16 protein-coding genes are annotated in these 20,804 nt (G+C 71.1%); 7 read left to right on the forward strand and 9 right to left on the reverse strand.

What is annotated here, in order from left to right:
* Nucleotides 1-29 precede the first annotated feature (29 nt).
* From WBG06_RS08740 to WBG06_RS08775, 8 genes are all read right to left on the reverse strand, one after another.
* Complete coding sequence (locus tag WBG06_RS08740) at nucleotides 30-764, reverse strand: SDR family oxidoreductase (protein ID WP_336736199.1); 735 nt, start codon at nucleotides 762-764, stop codon at nucleotides 30-32.
* Nucleotides 764-1,597, reverse strand: coding sequence for a bifunctional allantoicase/(S)-ureidoglycine aminohydrolase (locus WBG06_RS08745; protein ID WP_336736200.1), 834 nt, complete (start codon nucleotides 1,595-1,597; stop codon nucleotides 764-766). Before WBG06_RS08745 ends, WBG06_RS08740 begins: the two co-directional genes overlap by 1 nt.
* On the reverse strand, nucleotides 1,594-2,952 hold the full coding sequence (allB, locus tag WBG06_RS08750) for an allantoinase AllB (RefSeq protein WP_336736201.1): 1,359 nt from the start codon (nucleotides 2,950-2,952) through the stop codon (nucleotides 1,594-1,596). Before allB ends, WBG06_RS08745 begins: the two co-directional genes overlap by 4 nt.
* Complete coding sequence (locus WBG06_RS08755; protein ID WP_336736202.1) at nucleotides 2,949-3,836, reverse strand: fumarylacetoacetate hydrolase family protein; 888 nt, start codon at nucleotides 3,834-3,836, stop codon at nucleotides 2,949-2,951. The genes allB and WBG06_RS08755 overlap by 4 nt, the downstream gene beginning before the upstream one ends.
* Nucleotides 3,837-4,071: 235 nt before the next feature.
* The gene (locus WBG06_RS08760; RefSeq protein WP_336736203.1) at nucleotides 4,072-5,193 is read right to left on the reverse strand and encodes a glycerate kinase; all 1,122 of its coding nucleotides are present in this window, start codon (nucleotides 5,191-5,193) and stop codon (nucleotides 4,072-4,074) included.
* A 22-nt stretch (nucleotides 5,194-5,215) separates the two neighbouring features.
* Entirely contained in the window at nucleotides 5,216-6,991 is a 1,776-nt protein-coding gene (gcl, locus tag WBG06_RS08765) for a glyoxylate carboligase (RefSeq protein WP_336736204.1), read from the reverse strand.
* A 1-nt stretch (nucleotide 6,992) separates the two neighbouring features.
* Nucleotides 6,993-7,901, reverse strand: coding sequence for a 2-hydroxy-3-oxopropionate reductase (locus WBG06_RS08770; protein WP_336736205.1), 909 nt, complete (start codon nucleotides 7,899-7,901; stop codon nucleotides 6,993-6,995).
* 22 nt (nucleotides 7,902-7,923) lie between these two features.
* Nucleotides 7,924-8,745: a hydroxypyruvate isomerase family protein gene (locus tag WBG06_RS08775; RefSeq protein WP_336736206.1), complete on the reverse strand. Its 822-nt coding sequence runs from the start codon at nucleotides 8,743-8,745 to the stop codon at nucleotides 7,924-7,926.
* Nucleotides 8,746-8,942: 197 nt separating this feature from the next.
* On the opposite strand from WBG06_RS08775, the gene WBG06_RS08780 reads away from it, so the two are divergent.
* The 7 genes from WBG06_RS08780 to WBG06_RS08810 all read left to right on the forward strand — a co-directional run bounded on the left by WBG06_RS08780 (nucleotide 8,943) and on the right by WBG06_RS08810 (nucleotide 19,286).
* Nucleotides 8,943-10,475, forward strand: a complete 1,533-nt coding sequence (locus WBG06_RS08780) for a PucR family transcriptional regulator (RefSeq protein WP_336736207.1) — start codon at nucleotides 8,943-8,945, stop codon at nucleotides 10,473-10,475.
* A 295-nt stretch (nucleotides 10,476-10,770) separates the two neighbouring features.
* On the forward strand, nucleotides 10,771-12,726 hold the full coding sequence (gene uraD / locus WBG06_RS08785; protein WP_336736208.1) for a 2-oxo-4-hydroxy-4-carboxy-5-ureidoimidazoline decarboxylase: 1,956 nt from the start codon (nucleotides 10,771-10,773) through the stop codon (nucleotides 12,724-12,726).
* Nucleotides 12,723-14,198, forward strand: coding sequence for a xanthine dehydrogenase small subunit (locus WBG06_RS08790; RefSeq protein WP_336736209.1), 1,476 nt, complete (start codon nucleotides 12,723-12,725; stop codon nucleotides 14,196-14,198). Before uraD ends, WBG06_RS08790 begins: the two co-directional genes overlap by 4 nt.
* A 121-nt stretch (nucleotides 14,199-14,319) precedes the next feature.
* Nucleotides 14,320-16,704: a xanthine dehydrogenase molybdopterin binding subunit gene (gene xdhB, locus WBG06_RS08795; RefSeq protein WP_336736210.1), complete on the forward strand. Its 2,385-nt coding sequence runs from the start codon at nucleotides 14,320-14,322 to the stop codon at nucleotides 16,702-16,704.
* A gap of 4 nt (nucleotides 16,705-16,708) precedes the next feature.
* Nucleotides 16,709-17,557, forward strand: coding sequence for a xanthine dehydrogenase accessory protein XdhC (xdhC, locus tag WBG06_RS08800; protein ID WP_336736211.1), 849 nt, complete (start codon nucleotides 16,709-16,711; stop codon nucleotides 17,555-17,557).
* Nucleotides 17,554-18,855, forward strand: coding sequence for a guanine deaminase (locus WBG06_RS08805; protein WP_336736212.1), 1,302 nt, complete (start codon nucleotides 17,554-17,556; stop codon nucleotides 18,853-18,855). Before xdhC ends, WBG06_RS08805 begins: the two co-directional genes overlap by 4 nt.
* 44 nt (nucleotides 18,856-18,899) lie before the next feature.
* Entirely contained in the window at nucleotides 18,900-19,286 is a 387-nt protein-coding gene (locus WBG06_RS08810; RefSeq protein WP_336736213.1) for a DUF6578 domain-containing protein, read from the forward strand.
* Nucleotides 19,287-19,388: 102 nt separating this feature from the next.
* Here the strand turns inward: WBG06_RS08810 and WBG06_RS08815 are convergent, their stop codons facing one another.
* Nucleotides 19,389-20,801, reverse strand: a complete 1,413-nt coding sequence (locus WBG06_RS08815; RefSeq protein WP_336736214.1) for a nucleobase:cation symporter-2 family protein — start codon at nucleotides 20,799-20,801, stop codon at nucleotides 19,389-19,391.
* Between the last annotated feature and the right edge of the window lie 3 nt (nucleotides 20,802-20,804).

Here is a 20,804-nt window from a genome sequence, read left to right on the forward strand (position 1 = left end):
GTCACCGGGGCGAATCGGATTGGTCCGCGTCAGCCGCGGCCGGCGTACGGCATCCCGGTCGCCATGATGGTCATCGTGGGCACGCTGACGCCGAGCGGGAGCTGGGCCATGGCGACGACCGCGTCGGCGACGTGCTGCGGGTCGAACGTCGGCTCGGGGCGTACGGTGCCGTCGGCCTGGCGGGCGCCGGTGGCGATGCCGGCGGTCATCTCGGTCGCAGCATTGCCGATGTCGATCTGACCGACGGCGATGTCGTGGGCGCGGCCGTCGAGGGCGAGCGAGCGAGTGAGGCCGGTGATCGCGTGCTTGGAAGTGGTGTAGGCGGCACTTCCGGGGCGGGGTACGTGGGCGGAGATCGAGCCGTTGTTGATGATCCGTCCGCCGCGGGGGTCCTGCCGCTTCATCTGGGCGAAGGCCTCGCGGGCGCACAGGAACGAGCCGGTGACGTTGACCGCCAGCGTCGCGGCGAACTCCTCGGGCGGGACCTCGTCCGGATCCCCACTCGGGCCGAAGGTGCCGGCGTTGTTGACGAGCAGGTCGACGCGGCCCCACCTCCCGACGATCGCAGCGAACGCCGCCTCCACCGCAGCCGCGTCGGCGACGTCGGTGGGCAGGACGAGTGACCGCGCCAGCACCGACGCGGTCTCCTCGAGCGAAGCCGTGGTCCGCCCGAGCAGAGCGACCTGGAAGCCGGCGCCGTCCAGGGCCTGGGCGATCACTCGACCCAGGCCCGAACCGGCGCCGGTGACAACCGCGACCGGCATCAGCCGAACTGCCGCGACAGGACCGCGTGGCGGTTGACGTCCTTGTAGAGCAGATAGCGGAACCGGCCGGGACCACCGGCGTAGCAGGCCTGCGGACAGAACGCCCGCAGCCACATGAAGTCGCCCTCCTGCACCTCCACCCAGTCCTTGTTGAGCAGGTAGACGGCCTTGCCCTCGAGGACGTAGAGCCCGTGCTCCATCACGTGCGTCTCCGGGAACGGGATCGCGCCGCCCGGCTCGAAGCTGACGATGTTGACGTGCATGTCGTGGCGTACGTCATCGGGGTCGACGAAGCGCTGGGTCTTCCAGGCGCCGTTGGTGCCCGGCATCTCGCCGCCGGGGACGTCGACCTCGTTGGTGACGAACGGCTCCGGCACGTCGATGCCCTCGACCCGCTGATAGGCCTTGCGGATCCAGTGGAAGCGGGCGACCTGGTCGCTGGTGTTGTGCAGCGTCCAGGTGGAACCGGGCGGGAGGAACGCGTAGCCGCCCGGGGCCAGGTCGTGCTTCTCCCCCTTGATCGAGAGCGTCAGCGTCCCCTCGACCACGAACAGGACGCCCTCGGCACCCGGGGCGAGCTCCGGCTTGTCGCTGCCGCCGCCGGGCGAGACCTCGACGATGTACTGCGAGAACGTCTCGGCGAAGCCCGAGAGCGGCCGGGCGATGACCCACAGCCGGGTGCCCTCCCAGAATGGGAGCTTGCTGGTGACGATGTCGCGCATGGTGCCACGCGGGAGCACGGCGTACGCCTCGGTGAAGACCGCCCGGTCGGTGGTCAGCTCACGCTGCGACGGGTGGCCGCCGGTGGGGGCGTAGTAGCGAGGTTCGCTCATGGTCGGGCTCCTTCTGTGGTGACTCTGCTGAGCAGCCGGCCCTGGGGCGCGGCATCGATGTCGATCTTCTCGCCGCGCAGCCAGGTCTGGCGGACGACGCCTGCCAGGGTCCGGCCGTGGTAGGGCGTGACGGCGTTCTTGTGATGGAGCCGCGCGGCGTCGACGACGAAGGTGTCGTCGGGGGCGAGGACGGCGAAGTCGGCGTCGTGGCCGACCGCGATCTGCCCCTTGCTCGGCAACCCGGCGTGACGGGCGGGGGCCGCCGACATCCAGCGGGCGATGTCGGTGAGGGCGAACCCACGGGCCCGGGCCTCGGTCCAGACCGCCGCCAGGCCGAGCTGGAGCGAGGAGATGCCGCCCCAGGCGACACCGAAGTCACCGGTGTCGAGGGCCTTCAGGTCGGGCGTCGAGGGCGAGTGGTCGGTGACGACCATGTCCAGGACGCCGTCACGCAGCCCCTGCCAGAGCAGCTCACGATTGGCCGCCTCTCGGATCGGCGGACAGCACTTGTATTGCGTCGCGCCGTCGGGGATCTCCTCGGCGGCGAAGGTCAGGTAGTGGGGGCAGGTCTCAGCCGTGATCGGGACGCCGTCGTGGCGAGCCGCGTCGATCGTCGCGAGCACATCGGAGCTGGAGACGTGCAGGATGTGGACCCGGCACCCGGTGGCCCGGGCGAGCTCGACCACCCCGGCGACCGCGAGGTTCTCGGCGTCCCGCGGGCGGCTGCCCAAGAAACGTCGGTACGTCGCACCCGCCGCCGCTGGCGCGTGCTCGATCGCGTGGGCGTCCTCGGCGTGCACGATCAGCAGCCCGTCGAAGGACGCGATCTCGCGCATCGCGAGCTCGAGCTGCTCCGGGTCGAGCGGCGGGAACTCGTCGACGCCGGAGTGCAGCAGGAAGCACTTGAACCCGGAGACGCCGGCCTCGTGCAGGGCGCGCAGCTCGGGGACGTTGCCCGGGATGGCGCCGCCCCAGAACCCGACGTCGACGAAGGCCTGGCTGGCCGCCGTCTTGCGTTTGAGGTCGAGCGCCGGGAGGTCGCAGGTGGGCGGGATGCTGTTGAGCGGCATGTCGACGATGGTGGTGACCCCGCCCGCGGCCGCGGCCCGGGTCGCGGAGGCGAACCCCTCCCACTCGGTCCGGCCCGGGTCGTTGACGTGCACATGCGCGTCGACGACGCCGGGCATCAGCACCTCGTCGTCGGCGAGCTCGACCACGCGGGCCGCGCTCAGGCCGGACGCGGTCGGCTCGACCGCGACGATCTTCCCGTCGCGTACTCCGACGCTGCCCGGCTTCTCACCGTCCGGCGTCACCATCCGCGCCGCCCGGATGACGAGATCGAGATCTCGACTCACACCCTCACCTCCGCCTCATCGAGTCCTGCAACGTCGACTGCCACCACCTGCGTACGCTGGCGCCCGAGGCCGGTCACCTCGGCCTCCACCACGTGCCCCTCCCGCAGGAAGGGCCGGGGCTCGGGCCGCAACGCTGCGACCCCGCCAGGCGTCCCGGTCAGGACCAGGTCGCCGGGCTCGAGTGTCATCAGCGTACTGAGGAAGGCGAGGATCCCGCCGACGCTCAGCGCCATCCGTGTGGTGGCACCGGACTGTCTCCGCTCGCCGTCGACCCACAGCTCCAGGCGGAGGTCCTGAGGATCGGTCACGGCGTCCGGAGTGACGAGCCAGGGACCGATGGGCGTGAAGGTGTCGGCGCACTTCCCCTTCGCCCAGGTCGGCCCGGCCGCGATCCGCGCCCGCTCGCTGACGTCGTCGGCGGTGAGGTAGCCGCCGACCGCGGCCAACGCTCGCTGCGGGTCCGTGCACCGGGAGAGCCGGCGCCCGAGGACCACACCCAGCTCGACCTCGTAGTCGGTCGTCGTCGATCCGGGCGGCAGCTCGATCGCGTCGTACGGGCCGACGATCGTGCTCGAGGGCTTGAGGAAGACGACCGGCTCGTCCGGGATCGCGACCCCCGCCTCCTCGGCGTGGTCCTCGTAGTTGAGCCCGATCCCGACGACCTTGCCGGGTCTCGCCACCGGCGGTCCGATCCGGGTGCCGTCGGGGACGACGGGGAGACGCTCCGAGGCGATCAGATCCTGGATCAACCTGAGCCGCACCGGGTCGCCGAGCAGTTCGCCGTCGATCCTCGGCACCGCGGCCGACAGATCACGCAGCACGTCCTGGTCGTCGAGGGCCGCGGGGCGCTCCGCGCCCGGCAGTCCCACGCTCAGCAGTCTCATGTCGCCTCCTCGGATGCTGACCGAGGTACCTCGGTCTGGTTGCGGTTCCTTCGTGGAACTCCACGAAGGAGGTGGGCGCTCACCGAGTCACCTCGGTGAGCATTCCCGCGGGCTGCCGCTGCGGCCACCTCGGATGCTGACCGAGTTACCTCGGTCTCGATGCACTCCCCTCGCGGAACTCCACGAAGGAAGTGACCGCTCACCGAGTCACCTCGGTGAACATTCCGCTCCTCGCTCACGCCTCCTCCTTGATCAGATGGTCGGCGGCGATCCGCTCGGCGATCTGCGCGAGCAGGGCGGCGCCGTCGGTCAGGCAGCGTTGCCGGTCGGGTTCGATGTCCGTCAACGCGTACGCAGCCCCGATCCCCGCCTCTTGCAGCCGGTCGTGGTCGAGGCGGTTGACGCCGCAGACCGCTACGACCGGGATGCCGGCGCGGGCAGCCGCGGCGGCGACGCCGGCCGGGGCCTTGCCGTGCAGGGTCTGCTCGTCGAGCGCTCCCTCTCCGGTGACGACGAGGGCCGCGCCCTCCAGCCCGGACGCGAAGTCGACCAGCTCGAGGACGAGCTCGATCCCCGAGCGGAGCTCGGCGCCGAGGAGCGCGAGGGCGGCGAAACCCACGCCTCCGGCGGCGCCGGCACCGGGGTGGTCCCGGAGATCGGACCCGGTCGCCTCGGCGACGATGTCGGCCCAGTGCCCGAGCGCGGCATCGAGACGGTCCACCTGGTCGGGATCGGCACCCTTCTGCGGTCCGTAGACCGCAGCCGCGCCACGGGGTCCGGTGAGCGGGTTGTCCACGTCGCAGGCGACGGTGATCTCGACCCCGTCCACCCTGCGGTGGAGCTCGTCGAGCTCGAGCCGAGCCACCTGCTCCAGACCGGCTCCGCCGTCGGGCACCGGCGACCCGGAGGCGGTCAGCAGCCGGGCGCCGAGCCCGCGGAGCAGACCCGCGCCGCCGTCGGTGCTGGCGCTGCCGCCGATGCCGAGCACCACCCGGCGGCAGCCGGCGTCGATCGCGGCCGCCATGACCTGGCCGGCCCCGAGGCTGGAGGCGCCCAGTGGGTCAGGCGCTCCCGGCAGCCGAGAGAGCCCGGCCGCGTCGGCGAGCTCGACGACGGCGACGTCGTCCCGCCGGGCGTACGCGGTAGGCACTGGTGCACCGGTCGGTCCGGTCACGGTGACCGGCACCAGGGCGTACCCGGCGGACTCGGCCGCCGCCAGGGTGCCGTCGCCGCCGTCGGCGACCGGGATCGCGTCGACGACCACGTCGGGCCTCCCCCGGCGTAGGCCCGCGCTCACCGCCGTCGCGACCTCGGCAGCGGTGAGCGATCCCTTGAACTTGTCGGAGGCGATCAGCACGCGGACCACGTGGCGATGCCCCTCAGTCCAGCGGGACGAGCGCGGTGGGGGCGTGCTCGCCGCGCTCGGCCAGCTCCTCGAACTCGACGACGCCGTCGATCTCGAGGCCCATCGAGACGTTGGTGACCCGCTCGAGGATGACCTCGACGAGCACCGGCACACGATACTCCGCCTGAAGCGCCTTGGCCTTCTCGAAGGCGGCACCCAGATCGGCAGGGTCGGTCACCCGGATCGCCTTGCAGCCCAGCCCCTCGGCCACCTTGAGGTGGTCGACACCGTAGCCGTCGACCTCGGGACTGTTGACGTTGTCGAAGGCGAGCTGGACGCAGTAGTCCATCTCGAACCCGCGCTGGGCCTGGCGGATCAGGCCGAGGTAGGAGTTGTTCACGACGACGTGGATGTAGGGGATGTTGAACTGCGCGCCGACCGCCAGCTCCTCGATCAGGAACTGGAAGTCGTAGTCGCCCGAGAGCGCGACGACCTGACCGTCAGGACAGGCGGTCGCGACACCCAGCGCGGCCGGGAGGGTCCAGCCGAGCGGTCCGGCCTGACCTGCGTTGATCCAGTGCCGCGGTTTGTAGACGTGCAGCAGCTGCGCGGCCTGGATCTGGGACAGGCCAATCGTGGTGACGTACCGGGTGTCGGGTCCGAACGCGCGGTTCATCTCTTCGTAGACCCGCTGCGGCTTGATCGGGACGTTGTCGAAGTGGGTCTTGCGGTGGAGGGTCCGCTTGCGCTCGGCGCACTCCTCGGCCCAGGACGTACGGTCCGCGAGACGGCCGGACGCCGCCCACTCGCGGGCGACCTCGACGAGCACCTCCAGCGCCGCGCGGGCGTCGGAGACGATCGAGTAGTCCGGCGCGAAGACCCGGCCGATCTGGGTCGGCTCGATGTCGATGTGCACGAACGTACGTCCCCGGGTGTAGGTCTCGACCGAGCCGGTGTGACGGTTGGCCCACCGGTTGCCGATGCCGAGGACGAAGTCGCTGGCCAGCATGGTCGCGTTGCCGTAGCGGTGGGAGGTCTGCAGGCCGACCATGCCTGCGTTGAGCCGGTGGTCGTCGGGGATGGTTCCCCAGCCCATCAGCGTCGGGACGACCGGGACCCCGGTGACCTCGGCGAGCTCGACCAGCAGGTCGGCGGCGTCGGCGTTGACCACGCCGCCGCCCGCGACGATCAGCGGACGCTCTGAGGCCAGCATCATCGTCAGCGCCTTCTCCGCCTGGGCGCGGCTGGCCACCGGCCGGGCGACGGGCAAGGGCTCGTACGTCTCGATGTCGAAGTCGATCTCGGCCTGCTGGACGTCGAGCGGCAGGTCGATCAGAACGGGGCCGGGACGGCCCTCGCGCATCAGCCGGAAGGCCTTCTGGAAGGTGCCGGGGACCTGGGCGGGCTCCATCACGGTGACGGCCATCTTGGTGAGCGGGCCGGCGATGGCTGCGATGTCGACCGCCTGGAAGTCTTCCTTGTGGAGCTTCGCGACCGGTGCCTGTCCGGTGATGCACAGGATCGGGATCGAGTCGGCGGAGGCCGAGTAGAGACCGGTGATCATGTCGGTGCCGGCGGGACCCGAGGTGCCGATGCAGACGCCGATGTTGCCGGCCTTCGCACGGGTGTAGCCCTCGGCCATGTGGGAGGCCGCCTCGACGTGACGGGCGAGCACGTGGTCGAGACCACCGTGTGAACGCATCGCGCTGTAGAACGGGTTGATCGCGGCACCGGGAAGGCCGAACAGCTGGGTCGCACCCTCCTTCTCCAGGATCAGGACGGCGGCGTCGACCGCGCGCATGCGTGCCATGTCAGCTCTCCTCCGATTCGGTGGTCGAGCTTGTCGAGACCCCGCTGAAGCGCTCGACGCCCCGCAGCAGCGCGGAGTGGTCCAGGTCGCCGTCGCCGTTGGCCCGGGCGCTCGCCATCAGCTGGGCGACCAGCGAGCCGAGCGGGACGACGACGCCGGCCTCGCGGGCAGCAGCGGTCACGATCCCCATGTCCTTGTGGTGCAGGTCGATCCGGAAGCCCGGCTGGAAGGAGCGGGTCAGCATGTTCTCCTTCTTCTGGTTGAGCACCGCCGATCCGGCGAGCCCGCCACCCAGCACCTCGAGGGCGGCCTTGGTGTCCACGCCGTACGCCTCGAGGAAGACGACCGCCTCCGAGAGCGCCTGGATGTTGGCGGCGACGATGAGCTGGTTGGCCGCCTTGACCGTCTGGCCGGCGCCGCTCGGGCCGACGTGGACGATGGTCTTGCCGACGGCGTCGAAGAGCGGCTTCGCGGTCGCGAAGTCGTCGGCCGAGCCGCCGACCATGATCGAGAGGGCGGCGTTCTTCGCACCGGCCTCACCGCCGGAGACCGGGGCGTCGAGGATGCGGAAGCCGCGGGCGGTGGCCTGCTCGGCGAGGGCCGCCGTGACGTCGGGCCGGATGCTGGAGAAGTCGATGATCAGTGCGCCGGCGGGGGCGGCCTCGAAGACTCCACCCTCGGCGGCGAGGACCTCCTCGACGTGCGGCGAGTCCGGGACCATGACGCAGACGACCTCGGCGTCACGGCAGGCGTCGGCGGTGGAGGTGGCGGCGCGGCCGCCCGCGGCGGCCAGGGCCTGGGCGCGCTCGGGGTTGTGGTCGAAGCCGGCGACGGTGTGTCCGGCTTCGACGAGGTGGGCGGCCATCGGGCTGCCCATGATGCCGAGGCCGATGAAGGCGATGGTGGTCATGATGTTCCCTCCTACGGGGTCGTCAGTGGGTGGCGGTGATGGCGGCGCGGCGCTCCCGCGGCAGCCAGTCGAAGCTCTCGGGCGAGGTGGTCGAGGGCTTGTACTCCAGCCCGACCCAGCCGGCGTACCCGGCCGCCTCGAGAGCGGCGAGCTGCCGCTCGAGCGGCAGGTCACCGGTGCCGGGCTCGTTGCGTCCCGGAGCATCGGCGATCTGGACGTGCGCGATGCGGGCGGCGTACGCAGCGATCACCGCGTCGACGTCGTCACCGTTCACGGCGAGGTGGTAGAGGTCGGCGAGCAGGCCGATGTTGGGCTCGCCGGCGCGGTCGATCGCGGCCACCGCGTCGGCGGCGGTGAGCAGCGGGTAGCGGTCGGCGCCGCTGACCGGTTCGACCAGCACGGTGCCGCCGATGCGGGCCGCGGCGCGGGCGGCCAGGGCGAGGTTCTCGGCGCCGAGCTCGTCCTGCGCCTCGGGCGCCACGTCCTCGTCGCGGTTGCCGTAGAGCGCGTTGAACGCGGTGCAGCCGAGCCGCTCGCCGATGCCGATGGTGACGTCGATGTTGTCGCGGAACTCCGCCGACCGGGCAGGCCAGGAGACGAGGCCGCGGTCGCCGGCGGGCATGTCGCCGGCGAAGAAGTTGAGGCCGACCAGCTGGACCCCGGCGTCCTGCACGGCGGCGACGAAGGCGTCCACGACCTTGTCGGACGGCACCGCCTCGGCGAACGGCCACCAGAACTCCACCGCGTCGAAGCCGGCGGCCTTCACCGCCGCCGGGCGCTCGAGCAGCGGGAGCTCGGTGAACAGGATCGAGCAGTTCACCTCGTAGCGGAGCTGGTGGGACATCCTCACCATTCCTTCCGTATTGCGGAATTTGATTTCTGACATTCGAAATATAAGGATGTGAGCGGAGTCACGTCAACCCCGAGCGCGACGACGCCGCAAACTGATGAAGAAACGACAACGGGCCTCCCGCGCACGTACGCAGGCGTTGTACGTTCCTCCAAGACGCGGCTTCGGACCGACAGACCGTGGAGGCATCCGTGCTACTTGCCGAGCTGTTGGAGACGCCCAGCCTGGGCCTGCGGCTCCTGCATGCCCCTGAGGGATCGCTGGAGCGTCCCGTCGGCCGCACGATCACGATCGACCTGCTCGAACCCGGCCGCTACCTGAACGGCGGCGAGCTCGTGCTCACCGGCCTCGTCTGGCGCCGCGGACCCGAGGACAGCGAGACCTTCGTGTCCTCGATCGCGTCCGGCGGCGCGACCTGCCTGCTGGCCGGTGCGGCCCTGCTCGGCGCGGTGCCCGACGACCTCGTCGAGGCCTGCGACCGCCATCAGGTCGCTCTGGTCGAGGTCCCCGGCGACGTGGCGTTCGCCGACGTCACCGAGTACGTCGCGGCCGCCGGTGCCGCCGGTGAGAGCGCCCGGATGTCGGCCAGCCTGGCCCGCCAGCGCCAGCTCCTCTCCGCCATCGCCTCGGGCCGCAGCCTCGACGAGCTGGCCGCCCGAGTGGCCTCCGAGATCGGCCACGCATGCCGCGTGGTGACGGCCAGCGGCCGGCACGTCGTACCCGGTCCCGGAGAGCTCGATCCCGAGACGGTCGATGCCCTGACCCACCGCTTCCTGACCGCCGGCCTGCTTCCCGCCGTGGCCGAGGTCGGCGACCGTCGCTTCTCCCTGTTCCCGGTCGGCTCCGGCCTCGCCGACCGGCTCACAGGCTGGACCGTGGTGGTCGAGGGCGACCACACCACGTGGCCGCGGGAGGACCTCGACATGGTCCACGAGTTCGGGGCCATCACAGCCCTGGACCGCTCGCGCCGCGACGAAGGGTTCCGCGTCCGGCGGCCGCTCGCTGCCGCGACCCTCGCCCATCTGGAGGCCGGCGCCTCACCTGCCGAGATCGCGGCCGGGCTGCGCCAGTCCGGGCTCGACCCCGATCAGCCGCTCGTCCTCGCCATGGCCGAGCTCGGGCCCGGCGGCCCGCCCGACGCGGTGGCCGCGGTGCTCGAGGACGTGGCCCTCGGCCTGGGGCCGTCCGTCGTCGCCGGCGCGCGCGACGGCTGCGCGGTCGCCTTCCTCCCCTCCCGCCCGGACCTCACCGACCAGCTGCGCCGCTCGCTCACCCGGTTGGCTCCGGCGCTCGTCCGCGGTTCGCTGTCGGTCGGACTGAGCGGGGAGAGCGGCCTCGACGCCCTCGCCGGTGCGCTCGAGGAGGCTCGGTTCGCGCACCGGGTCGCCCGCTCCGGCGGCGGCGCGGTCGCGCTGTCCAGCTCGGAGGAGGTCACCTCCCACGTACTCCTGCTCGCCACCGTCCCCGACGACATCCGCCGCACCTACGCCCAGCGCGTCCTCGGCCCCGTCCTCGAGCACGACCAGCGCACCGGCAGCGACCTCGTGCTGACGCTCGACCGGTTCCTGACGTACGCCGGCTCCTGGACGCGTACCGCAGAGTCTCTCCACCTCCACGTCAACAGCGTGCGCTACCGGATCTCCCGGGTCGAGGAGCTCACCGGCCGCGACCTGACCACGATGGAGGACCGCGTCGACGTCTTCCTCGCACTTCGCTCGTTGTGAGCCACCGACCGCCGCAGCTCGTGTAACACGTCGTTCGTAGTACTACTCGCCCTCAATAAACGACCGGATAGTGCTACGAACAGCGTGTTACACGCGATCCGGCCCGATGTTTCACGCCAGAGAAACGCGCTCGAAACGCCCCGCGGGCCATCCTGGAGGATCACACAGAGCCCGGATCCGCGACGGCTCCATCTTCGGATGATCGGCGGGTGCCGCGCAGGGGCCCGAGCGAGCAGGCTGTGGGGTAAGTCACAGCTCACCTGCCCATCAGGGCGCCCCCGAGAAAGGTGTGAGGATGAACGCGAGAGCAGTCCTGAGGTCGATACGGCCCCAGAAGAAGGAGGGTGGCCGCCCCACCCACCCCGTGGACGAGGTGCTGCCGGCCGGCAAGCTCGCCGTCTACGGTCTCCAGCACGTACTCGCGTTCTACGCCGGTGCGGTGATCGTGCCGATCCTGCTCGCCAACGCGATCGGGCTGAATCAGCAGGAGCTGATCCACCTGATCAACGCCGACCTCTTCACCTGCGGCATCGCCTCGATCATCCAGTCGGTCGGCTTCTGGAAGGTCGGCGTACGTCTCCCGCTGCTGCAGGGTGTCACCTTCACCGCCGTCTCCCCGATGATCGCGATCGGGATGGCGGCCGGTGGTGGCACCGACGGGCTGCTCGTCATCTACGGCGCCGTGATCGTCGCCGGCCTGGCGACCTTCTTCATCGCCCCCTACTTCAGCCGGCTGATCCGGTTCTTCCCGCCGGTCGTGACCGGCTCGGTGATCACCATCATCGGGATCGCGCTGCTGCCCGTCGCGGCCGCGGACGCGACCGGTGGCGCCGGACCGACCTCGGACCCCACGAGCGGCCGCAACCTGGCGTACGCCCTGGGCACCCTGGCCCTGATCGTGGTCATCCAGCGGGTCTTCAAGGGCTTCATGGCCACCGTCGCCGTGCTGATCGGCCTGGTCGTCGGCACCCTGGTCGCGTGGGCTCTGGGGGATGCCCACTTCGACGCGGTCGCCGGCTCCGACTGGGTCGGCGTCACCACCCCGTTCCACTTCGGTTGGCCACAGTTCTCAGCGGCCGCGATCGTGTCGATGATCGTGGTCATGCTGATCACCGCCGTCGAGACCACCGGCGACGTCTTCGCCACTGGCGAGATCGTCGAGAAGCGGATCGGCCGCACCGACATCGCCCGCGCCCTGCGTGCCGACGGGCTGGCCACCACCATCGGCGGTGTCTTCAACTCCTTCCCCTACACCTGCTTCGCCGAGAACGTCGGCCTCGTCCGGCTCACCCGGGTCAAGAGCCGCTGGGTCGTCGCCGCCGCCGGACTGATCATGGTGTGCATCGGGCTGCTCCCCAAGGTCGGCGCGATCGTCGCCGGCATCCCGCACCCGGTCCTCGGCGGTGCCGCCCTGGCCATGTTCGCGACGGTCGCCGTCGTCGGCTTCCAGACGCTCAGCAAGGTCGACTTCCACGACCACCGCAACGTGGTGATCGTGGCGACCAGCGTCGGTCTGGCCATGTACGTCACCGCGCAGCCCGAGGTCTCCCAGGCCGTCCCGGGGTGGGCCGAGATCATCTTCGGCAGCGGCATCACCCTCGGCAGCCTGACCGCGATCCTGCTCAACATCCTGTTCCACCACGTCGGCCCCGACTACGGCCCGGCCGTCGCCGGCCAGCCCGGTGACGGGGTCCGGCTCGACCAGGTCAACCAGATGGGTCGCACCGAGTTCGTGGAGACGTTCGACGGGCTCTTCCAGGGGCCGCGCTGGATGGTCGAGCGGGCTTGGGAGCAGCGGCCGTTCGCCGACACCCACGCGCTGCGCCGCGCCTTCCAGGACGCCCTGTTCAGCGGCTCCGTCGAGGAGCAGCGCGAGCTGATCGAGGCCTACCCCGAGCTCGGTTCGCGACTGGTCTCGGACGGGAGCGTCGGCGAGGAGTCGCTGCGCGACCAGTCCTCGAAGGGGCTGACCCACCTGGCGGAGCCGGACCAGGAGGCACTGACCTCGCTCACCGACGCCTATCACGAGCGGTTCGGCTTCCCGCTGGTCATCTCCGTACGCGACTCCGACTCGCTCGACCGCATCCTCGCCGAAGGCCGGGCCCGGCTCGGCAACTGTGAGCGGCAGGAGCACGCCGCCGCGCTGGTCGAGATCGCCAAGATCGCCGGCCACCGCTTCGACGACTTCCTGCGCGACGCCAACCCGATCCACAGCGCCCGCACCCGCAACCCGATCCGGAGCCAGCCATGACCGATACCGCTGTCCCCTCTGCTCCATCTGCTCCCTCTGTCACCGTCAACGGCGACCAGGTGCCCCTGACCGGGGTCGCCACCCACACCACCGCCCTCGACTGGCTGCGCAACCGCGGCCTGACCGGCGCCAAGGAGGGCTGCGCGGAGGGCGAGTGCGGCGCGTGCTCGGTGATGGTCGCCCGGCCGGGCACCACCTCACCGACCGAGTGGACCTCGGTCAACGCCTGCCTCGTCCCGATCGCAGCGCTCGACGGCCAAGAGGTCGTCACCAGCGAGGGGCTCGGCTCCAGCGACGACCTGCACCCGGTCCAGCAGGAGCTCGCCGTACGCGGCGGGTCGCAGTGCGGCTACTGCACGCCCGGCTTCGTCTGCAGCCTGGCCGCGGAGTACTACCGCCCGAGCCGGGAGCCGTCCGCCGACGGATCCTCCTGCGACCACGAGCACGGCCCGAACGGCGTCGACCTGCACGCGCTGAGCGGCAACCTGTGCCGCTGCACCGGCTACCGCCCGATCCGCGACGCCGCCTACGCTCTCGGCAGCCCCGAGGCCGACGACGCCTTCGCCGCGCGCCAACAGCAGCCACCGCCCGAGCCGCGCCCGACCCGGATCGCGGTCGACGGCGCCGAGTTCGTACGCCCGGAGACGCTCACCGAGGCGCTCGACCTGATCACCGAACGGCCGGAGGCCCAGGTAGTCGCCGGCTCGACCGACTGGGGCGTCGAGGTCAACATCCGCGGCCGTCGCGCGGACCTGGTGGTGGCGATCGACCGGCTCCCCGAGCTGCGCGAGCTCTCCTTCCGGACCGGCCACGTGGAGATCGGCGCGGCCCTCACCCTGACCGAGATCGAGCGCAAGCTCAACGGCCGGGTCCCGCTCCTGGCCGAGCTGTTCCCGCAGTTCGCCTCGCGCCTGATCCGCAACAGCGCGACCCTCGGCGGCAACATCGGCACCGCCTCTCCCATCGGCGATGCCCCGCCGGCGTTGCTCGCGCTCGACGCCGAGATCGTGCTGGCCTCGCCGCGCGGCGAGCGGGTCGTCCCGCTGGCCGACTACTTCACCGGCTACCGGGAGACGGTCCGCGCTGCCGACGAGCTGATCCGCAGCGTACGTCTGCCGTTGCCGCTGGCGCCGCTCGTGGGCTTCCACAAGATCGCCAAGCGCCGCTTCGACGACATCTCCAGCGTGGCCGTCGGCTACGCGCTCGAGATCGCCGACGGCACCGTGGTCCGCGCCCGGATCGGCCTCGGCGGCGTCGCGGCCACCCCGATCCGGGCCGTCGCCACCGAAGACGCCCTGGTCGGCCGGCCCTGGACCGAAGATTCCGTACGCCGCGCCGCAGCCGTCCTCGCCACCGAGGGCACACCGATGGACGACCACCGCGCCAGCGCGTCCTATCGCTCGGCGATGCTGGGCCAGTCCCTGCTGCGCCTGTTCCACGCCCACACCCACCGCGAGGAGGTGCCCGCATGAGCGGCCCGCTGAATGTTCACCGAGGTAACTCGGTGAGCGGCCACTGCCTTCGTGGAGTTCCGCGAAGGCACTGCACCCAGACCGAGGTAACTCGGTCAGCATCCGCCGAGGAGGTGCCCGCATGAGCCACCTGTCCGAACGCCCAGACAACCCCGTGGTCGGGATCCCGCTCCCGCACGAGAGCGCCGCGCTGCACGTCACCGGCGAGGCGCTCTACACCGATGACCTCGTCGGACGGCTCACGGGCGCACTGCATGCCTGGCCGGTCCAGGCGCCGCACACCCATGCCCTCGTGACGGCCCTGCGCACCGCCCCCGCCTACGACGTGCCGGGGGTCGTACGCGTCCTGACCACCGAGGACGTACCCGGGGTCAACGACGCCGGCGTCAAGCACGACGAGCCGCTCTTCCCGACCGAGGTGATGTTCCACGGCCACGCGGTGTGCTGGGTGCTCGGCGAGACCCTGGAGTCCGCCCGGCTGGGCGCGGCCGCGGTCGAGGTCGACTACGAGCCGCTGCCCTCGCTGGTCACCGTGCAGGAGGCGATCGCGGCCGAGAGCTTCCAAGGCACCCCGCGCAACCTCGCACGCGGCGACGTCGCCACTGCCTTCGCGAGCGCCGCCCACGTCTTCGAGGGCGAGTTCGAGTTCGCTGGTCAGGAGCACTTCTACCTGGAGACCCACGTCTCGCTGGCGCTGGTCGACGAGGGCGGCCAGGTGCTGGTGCACAGCAGCACCCAGCACCCCTCCGAGACCCAGGAGATCGTCGCTCACGTGCTCGGTGTGCCGAGCCACGAGATCACCGTGCAGTGCCTGCGGATGGGTGGCGCGTTCGGCGGCAAGGAGATGCAGCCGCACGGCTACGCCGCCATCGCCGCGCTCGGCGCTCGACTGACCGGGCGGCCGGTGCGACTGCGGCTCAACCGCACCCAGGACATCACCCTGTCCGGCAAGCGTCACGGCTTCCACAGCACCTGGCGCGCCGGGTTCGACGACGACGGACACATCGTCGCGCTCGAGGCCACGCTCACCGCCGACGGCGGCTGGAGCCTCGACCTCTCCGAGCCGGTGCTGGCCCGCGCGCTGTGCCACATCGACAACGCCTACTGGGTGCCCAACATCCGGGTAGACGGCCGGGTCGCGCGCACCAACAAGACCTCGCAGACCGCCTTCCGCGGCTTCGGCGGCCCCCAGGGCATGCTCGTCATGGAGGACCTGCTCGGCCGGTGCGCGCCGCTGCTGGGCATCGACCCGCTCGAGCTGCGGCGCCGGAACTTCTACCAGCAGGACCAGACGACGCCCTACGGCCAGCCCGTACGTCAGGCCGACCGGCTCGCGGCCTGCTGGGACCAGGTCGCCGAGTCGGGCGAGATCGCCCAGAGGCGGGCCGAGATCGCTGAGTTCAACCGCCGCCACCCGCACACCAAGCGGGGCCTGGCGATGACGCCGGTGAAGTTCGGCATCTCGTTCAACCTCACCGCCTTCAACCAGGCCGGCGCCCTGGTGCACGTCTACAAGGACGGCTCGGTGCTGATCAACCACGGTGGCACCGAGATGGGCCAGGGCCTGCACACCAAGATGCTCCAGGTCGCGGCCACCGCGCTCGGCCTGCCGCTGTCCCGGGTCCGGCTGGCGCCGACGCGCACCGACAAGGTGCCCAACACCTCCGCCACCGCGGCGAGCTCCGGTGCCGACCTCAACGGCGCCGCGATCAAGAACGCCTGCGAGCAGATCCGCGAGCGGCTCGCCCAGGTCGCCGGCGGCCGTCTCGGGATCAGCCCGAACGACGTACGTTTCGACGACGGCGTCGTCCGCGGCCTGTCCCCCGCCTCCGGGGAGATCGGGTGGGACGAGCTGGTCAACGCGGCGTACCACCAGCGGGTGCAGCTGTGGGCGGCCGGTTTCTACCGCACCGAGGGTCTCCACTGGGACGCCAACACGATGCAGGGCGAACCGTTCAAGTACTTCGCCAACGGTGTCGCCGCCTCCGAGGTCGAGGTCGACGGCTTCACCGGTGCCTACACGGTGCGCCGCGTCGACATCGTCCACGACGTCGGCGACAGCCTGAGCCCGCTGATCGACATCGGTCAGATCGAGGGCGGCTTCGTGCAGGGAGCCGGCTGGCTGACCCTGGAGGACCTCCGCTGGGACACCTCCGACGGCCCCAACCGCGGCCGGCTGGCGACGCAGGCGGCGAGCACCTACAAGCTGCCGAGCTTCTCCGAGATGCCCGACGACTTCCGGGTGAAGCTGCTCGAGAAGGCTCACGAAGAGGGCGCCGTCTACGGCTCCAAGGCCGTCGGCGAGCCCCCGCTGATGCTCGCCTTCTCCGTACGTGAGGCGCTGCGTGAGGCGGCCGCGGCATTCGGTCCCGGCGGGACCAGCGTCGACCTCGGCTGCCCGGCCACCCCGGAGGCTGTGTACTGGGCCCTCGACAAGGCGCGTACGCCCCAGGTGCCGGAGCCGCGCGACACCGGCGCCGAGCCGGTCCTGGCCGGAGAGAGGTGATGACATGGAGTGGCTGAAGGCGGTCCAGCGGCTGCGCGAGCAGCGGGTCCCCGGCGTACTCGTGACCCTGACGTCCGTGCGCGGCCATTCGCCCCGCGAGGCCGGCGCCAAGATGGTCGTCTCGGCAGACCGCACCTGGGCCACCGTCGGCGGTGGCAACCTCGAGGCGGTCGCGATCGAGCGCGCCCGGGCGATGCTCGCCGACGACGTCTCGGTGCCGGAGACTCTGAAGGTGTCACTGTCCGACAAGGCGCCCTACCAGCACGGCGTCCAGTGCTGCGGCGGCGAGGTCGAGCTGCTGCTCGAGCCGCTGCCCGTGGTGCCGTCCGTGGCCATCTTCGGGATGGGGCACGTCGGGGTCGAGCTGGCGCGCATCCTGGCCCGCCACGACCTCGAGCTGCACCTCGTCGACTCCCGCGCCGCCCAGCTCTCCGCCGCGCACCTGCGCGGGCTCGACGACGCCGTCGCCGGGATCCACGTCCATCAGGTGCCGGTGCTGCCCGAGCTCGTCATGGGCGGGCTGCCCGAAGGCACCCATGTCCTGATCATGACCCACGACCATGCTGAGGACGCCGCGCTCTGCGACGCCTCACTCCGTGCTTCCCACCTGGCCTCGATCGGACTGATCGGCTCGAGCGCCAAGTGGAGCCGGTTCCGGGCCAAGCTCGCCGACGAGGGCCATGCGCCCGAGGCGATCGCCCGCATCACGACCCCGATCGGGCTCCCTGATCTCGGTGGCAAGGAGCCCGCCACGATCGCCGTCAGCGTCGCCGCGCGTCTGCTGCAGCTCTTCACAGGGACCTCGACGACCGCGGTCACCACCAGCTCGACCACCAAGAAAGAACCACGATGACGCTCTTCCGAGGGACCTTCCTCGACACCCCCGACGACCCCTTCACCGGCGGCCGGCTCCGCACGGAACAGGACGGTGCCCTTCTCGTACGCGACGGCGTGATCCGCGCCCGCGGGTCGTTCGCCGACCTGCACGGGCAGCACCCCCAGGAGGCGGTCGTCGACCTCTCCGGCGGCTTCGTGCTGCCCGGCTTCGTGGACACTCACGTGCACTTCCCCCAGGTACGCGTGATCGGCGGCCTCGGCCTGCCGCTGCTCGACTGGCTCGACCAGTGCGCCCTCCCCGAGGAGGCTCGCCTGGCCGACACCGCCTACGCCGCGGGCGTGGCCACCGATTTCGTACGCGGCCTGGTCGGCGCCGGCACCACGACCGCCCTGGTCTTCGGCAGCCACTTCGCCCCGGCGGTCGACACGGTCTTCGCCGAGGCCGCGCGGGTCGGGCTGCGGATCACCAGCGGTCTCGTGGTCAGCGACCGGCTCATCCGCGAGGACCTGTTCACCGACCCCGACCGGGCTCGTGAGGAGTCGCTCGCGCTCGCCGCCCGCTGGCACGGTGTCGGGCGCGCCCGCTACGCCGTCACCCCGCGGTTCTCGCTGTCGTGCTCCGAGCCGCTGCTCGCGGCCTGTGCCGATGTCCTGCGTGCCATACCGGGAGCCATGCTCACCTCGCACGTCAACGAGAACCTCCGCGAGATCGAGACCGTCGAGGAGCTGTGCGGCTGCGACTACGTCACCTCCTACGACCGCCACGGCCTGGTCGGCCCCGGCACCGTCCTGGCGCACAACGTGCACCCCACCGACCCCGAGCTCGCTCTGCTTGCCGCCCGCGGCGCGACCGTCGCCCACTGCGCCTCCAGCAATGCCGCCCTCGGCAGCGGCCTCTTCCCCCTCGCCCGCCACCGCGCCCACGGCGTACGTGTCGCGATGGGCTCCGACGTCGGCGCCGGCACCGGGTTCTCCCTGCTCAAGGAGGGCCTGGCGGCGTACGTCGCCCAGCAGCAGCTCGGCGACGCCGGCCACCCACTGACGCCCGCCCAGCTCCTCCACCTCGCCACGATGGCCGGCGCCGAGGCGCTCGGCCTGGCGTCCGCGGTCGGCGACTTCTCCCTCGGCCGCCGCTTCGACGCCCAGTGGATCAAGCCGGCCCACAACACGCCCCTCGACATCGGTCTCTTTCACGCCGCCGACGCCGACGACGCTCTGGCGCGGATGTTCGCCCTCGGCACCCCCGCCGACGTACGCAGCGTGTGGATCGAGGGAGAGCAGGTCAGCGCGCCGGACGCGCACTTCGTCGGCTGAAACTCGTTCGGTCGGCGGCGCCGCGATCTGCGATCCTGGCCGACATGCGGGTGATGATCTGGGTGTCGGACTGGCAGATCGAATGCTGTGGCGAGCCGTTCGCCGTGGGCGACCGGGTCTCCTGGGACGTACGCGATCCCGACATGGACTGGCTGAAGGCGACGGTCGGAGACGAGATCGCCTCGTCGATCACCCACTCGATGGAACGCCATGAGTACGAGGACGTGCTCTCCGAGCTCACCGGCACGGTCGTCGCGATCAAGCGCGCGTGGGGCGACTTCGCACAGCTGAAGCCGAACGACACCTGTCACTACCCCGTGCCCGGGTCGCAGCGCCTGCTCGACGTGCGCGAGTCGTACGGCGCGGAGCAGGACGCATTCCCCGAGCTGACCTTCAACGGCTGGGTCGTGGAGCTTCGCGTGGCGGCATAGCTCGAGGTATCCGCAGCGCTACGTCGGCCGGCTGCCACCGACGCGCAGCACCCGCCGGGTCGTTGCCGACGGGCGCTGCGCCGTACGTCACTGCTCAGTCACTCACGACCGCTCGATGTCGTCGTCGAGCCGGGCGCCGAACTTGTCGCGGCGGTCCTCCGAGGCGGCGAAGACGGAGGCACCGGGGCGGTTGCCGATGGTGATCTCGTTGAACAGCAGGTTGAGGACGACGGCGACCAGAGCGGTGGCGCTGATGCCGGAGTGCATGACGACCCCGAGCCACTCCGGGAAGGCGTCCCAGAAGGTCGGCGCCGCGATGGGCAGGATGCCGACGGCGATCGCGACGGAGACGATCACCATGTTGAGGTTGTCCTCGTAGTCGACCCGGGACAGTGTGCGGATCCCGGAGGCCGCGACGGATCCGAACAGCACGATGCCGGCACCGCCGAGCACCGGATACGGGATCGCCGCGACGACCGCTCCGACGACCGGCAGGAGCCCGAGGAGCAGCAGGACGAAGCCACCGGTGGCGACCACGTACCGACTTCTTATGCCTGTCAGAGCAACGAGCCCGACGTTCTGCGCGAACGCGCTGCACGGGAAGGTTCCGAACAAGGGCGCGACCGTGGTGGCGGCCATGTCGGCACGGAGTCCGCGAGCGACGCGGCGAGCGTCGACGTCGGTCTCCACGATCTCCCCGATCGCCAGGATGTCAGCGGTCGTCTCGGTCATGATCACCAGCATCACGATCGTCATGGAGACGATCGCGCCCACCTCGAACGTCGGGCTCCCGAAGTGCAGCAGGGGCGGCACCGCCACCAGGTCGGCAGCCCCCACCGACGAGAAGTCGGCCCGCCCGGCGATCGCGGCGATCACGGTCCCGACGACGAGCCCGATGAGGATCGAGAGCCGGGAGATCGCACCCTGGAACACCCGGCTGATCACCAGGATGATGAGCAGCGTCAGCCCGGCGTACGCGATGTTGGTCATCGAGCCGTAGTCCGGCGCGGTGGCGTCGTTGCCCATCGCCCACCGGAACGCCACCGGCATCAGCGACAACCCGATGACCGTGATGATCGTGCCGGTGACGACGGCCGGGAAGAGCCGGACGAGCTGTGCGAAGAACGAGGACAGCACGAGCCCGATCAGGCCCGCGACGATGATCGCGCCGAAGACGGGGCGCAGCCCGTCCTCGCTGGCGATGGTGACCATCGTCGACACGCTCGCGAACGAGATGCCCTGCACGATCGGCAGCCGGCTTCCCAGCGGCCCGAGACCCAGCGTCTGCAGCAGGGTCGCGAAGCCGGAGACGAAGAGGCCCGCGGTCACCAGCAGCGCCAGGTCCGTGCCCGACAGACCGGCGGCACCCCCGACGATGAGCGGCGGCGCGATCACGCCGCCGTACATCGTCAGGATGTGCTGCGTGCCGTAGGCGAGGAGCTGGCCCGGCGGATGCCGTTCGTCCTCCGGTCTGGTCGGGGCAGATGCGGTGGCCTGCCTTCTGCGACCTAACACGAG

Origin of the sequence: Nocardioides sp. CCNWLW239, from assembly GCF_037137035.1 — a bacterium.
GTDB lineage: Bacteria > Actinomycetota > Actinomycetes > Propionibacteriales > Nocardioidaceae > Nocardioides.

What these genes read in the sequence shown, in the direction of transcription:
- WBG06_RS08740 (WP_336736199.1), bottom strand. Translation starts at nt 764, where the DNA reads ATGCCGGTCGCGGTTGTCACCGGCGCCGGTTCGGGCCTGGGTCGAGTG.
- WBG06_RS08745 (WP_336736200.1), bottom strand. Translation starts at nt 1,597, where the DNA reads ATGAGCGAACCTCGCTACTACGCCCCCACCGGCGGCCACCCGTCGCAG.
- WBG06_RS08755 (WP_336736202.1), bottom strand. Translation starts at nt 3,836, where the DNA reads ATGAGACTGCTGAGCGTGGGACTGCCGGGCGCGGAGCGCCCCGCGGCC.
- gcl (WP_336736204.1), bottom strand. Translation starts at nt 6,991, where the DNA reads ATGGCACGCATGCGCGCGGTCGACGCCGCCGTCCTGATCCTGGAGAAG.
- WBG06_RS08770 (WP_336736205.1), bottom strand. Translation starts at nt 7,901, where the DNA reads ATGACCACCATCGCCTTCATCGGCCTCGGCATCATGGGCAGCCCGATG.
- WBG06_RS08775 (WP_336736206.1), bottom strand. Translation starts at nt 8,745, where the DNA reads ATGTCCCACCAGCTCCGCTACGAGGTGAACTGCTCGATCCTGTTCACC.
- uraD (WP_336736208.1), top strand. Translation starts at nt 10,771, where the DNA reads ATGAACGCGAGAGCAGTCCTGAGGTCGATACGGCCCCAGAAGAAGGAG.
- WBG06_RS08790 (WP_336736209.1), top strand. Translation starts at nt 12,723, where the DNA reads ATGACCGATACCGCTGTCCCCTCTGCTCCATCTGCTCCCTCTGTCACC.
- xdhB (WP_336736210.1), top strand. Translation starts at nt 14,320, where the DNA reads ATGAGCCACCTGTCCGAACGCCCAGACAACCCCGTGGTCGGGATCCCG.
- xdhC (WP_336736211.1), top strand. Translation starts at nt 16,709, where the DNA reads ATGGAGTGGCTGAAGGCGGTCCAGCGGCTGCGCGAGCAGCGGGTCCCC.
- WBG06_RS08805 (WP_336736212.1), top strand. Translation starts at nt 17,554, where the DNA reads ATGACGCTCTTCCGAGGGACCTTCCTCGACACCCCCGACGACCCCTTC.
- WBG06_RS08810 (WP_336736213.1), top strand. Translation starts at nt 18,900, where the DNA reads ATGCGGGTGATGATCTGGGTGTCGGACTGGCAGATCGAATGCTGTGGC.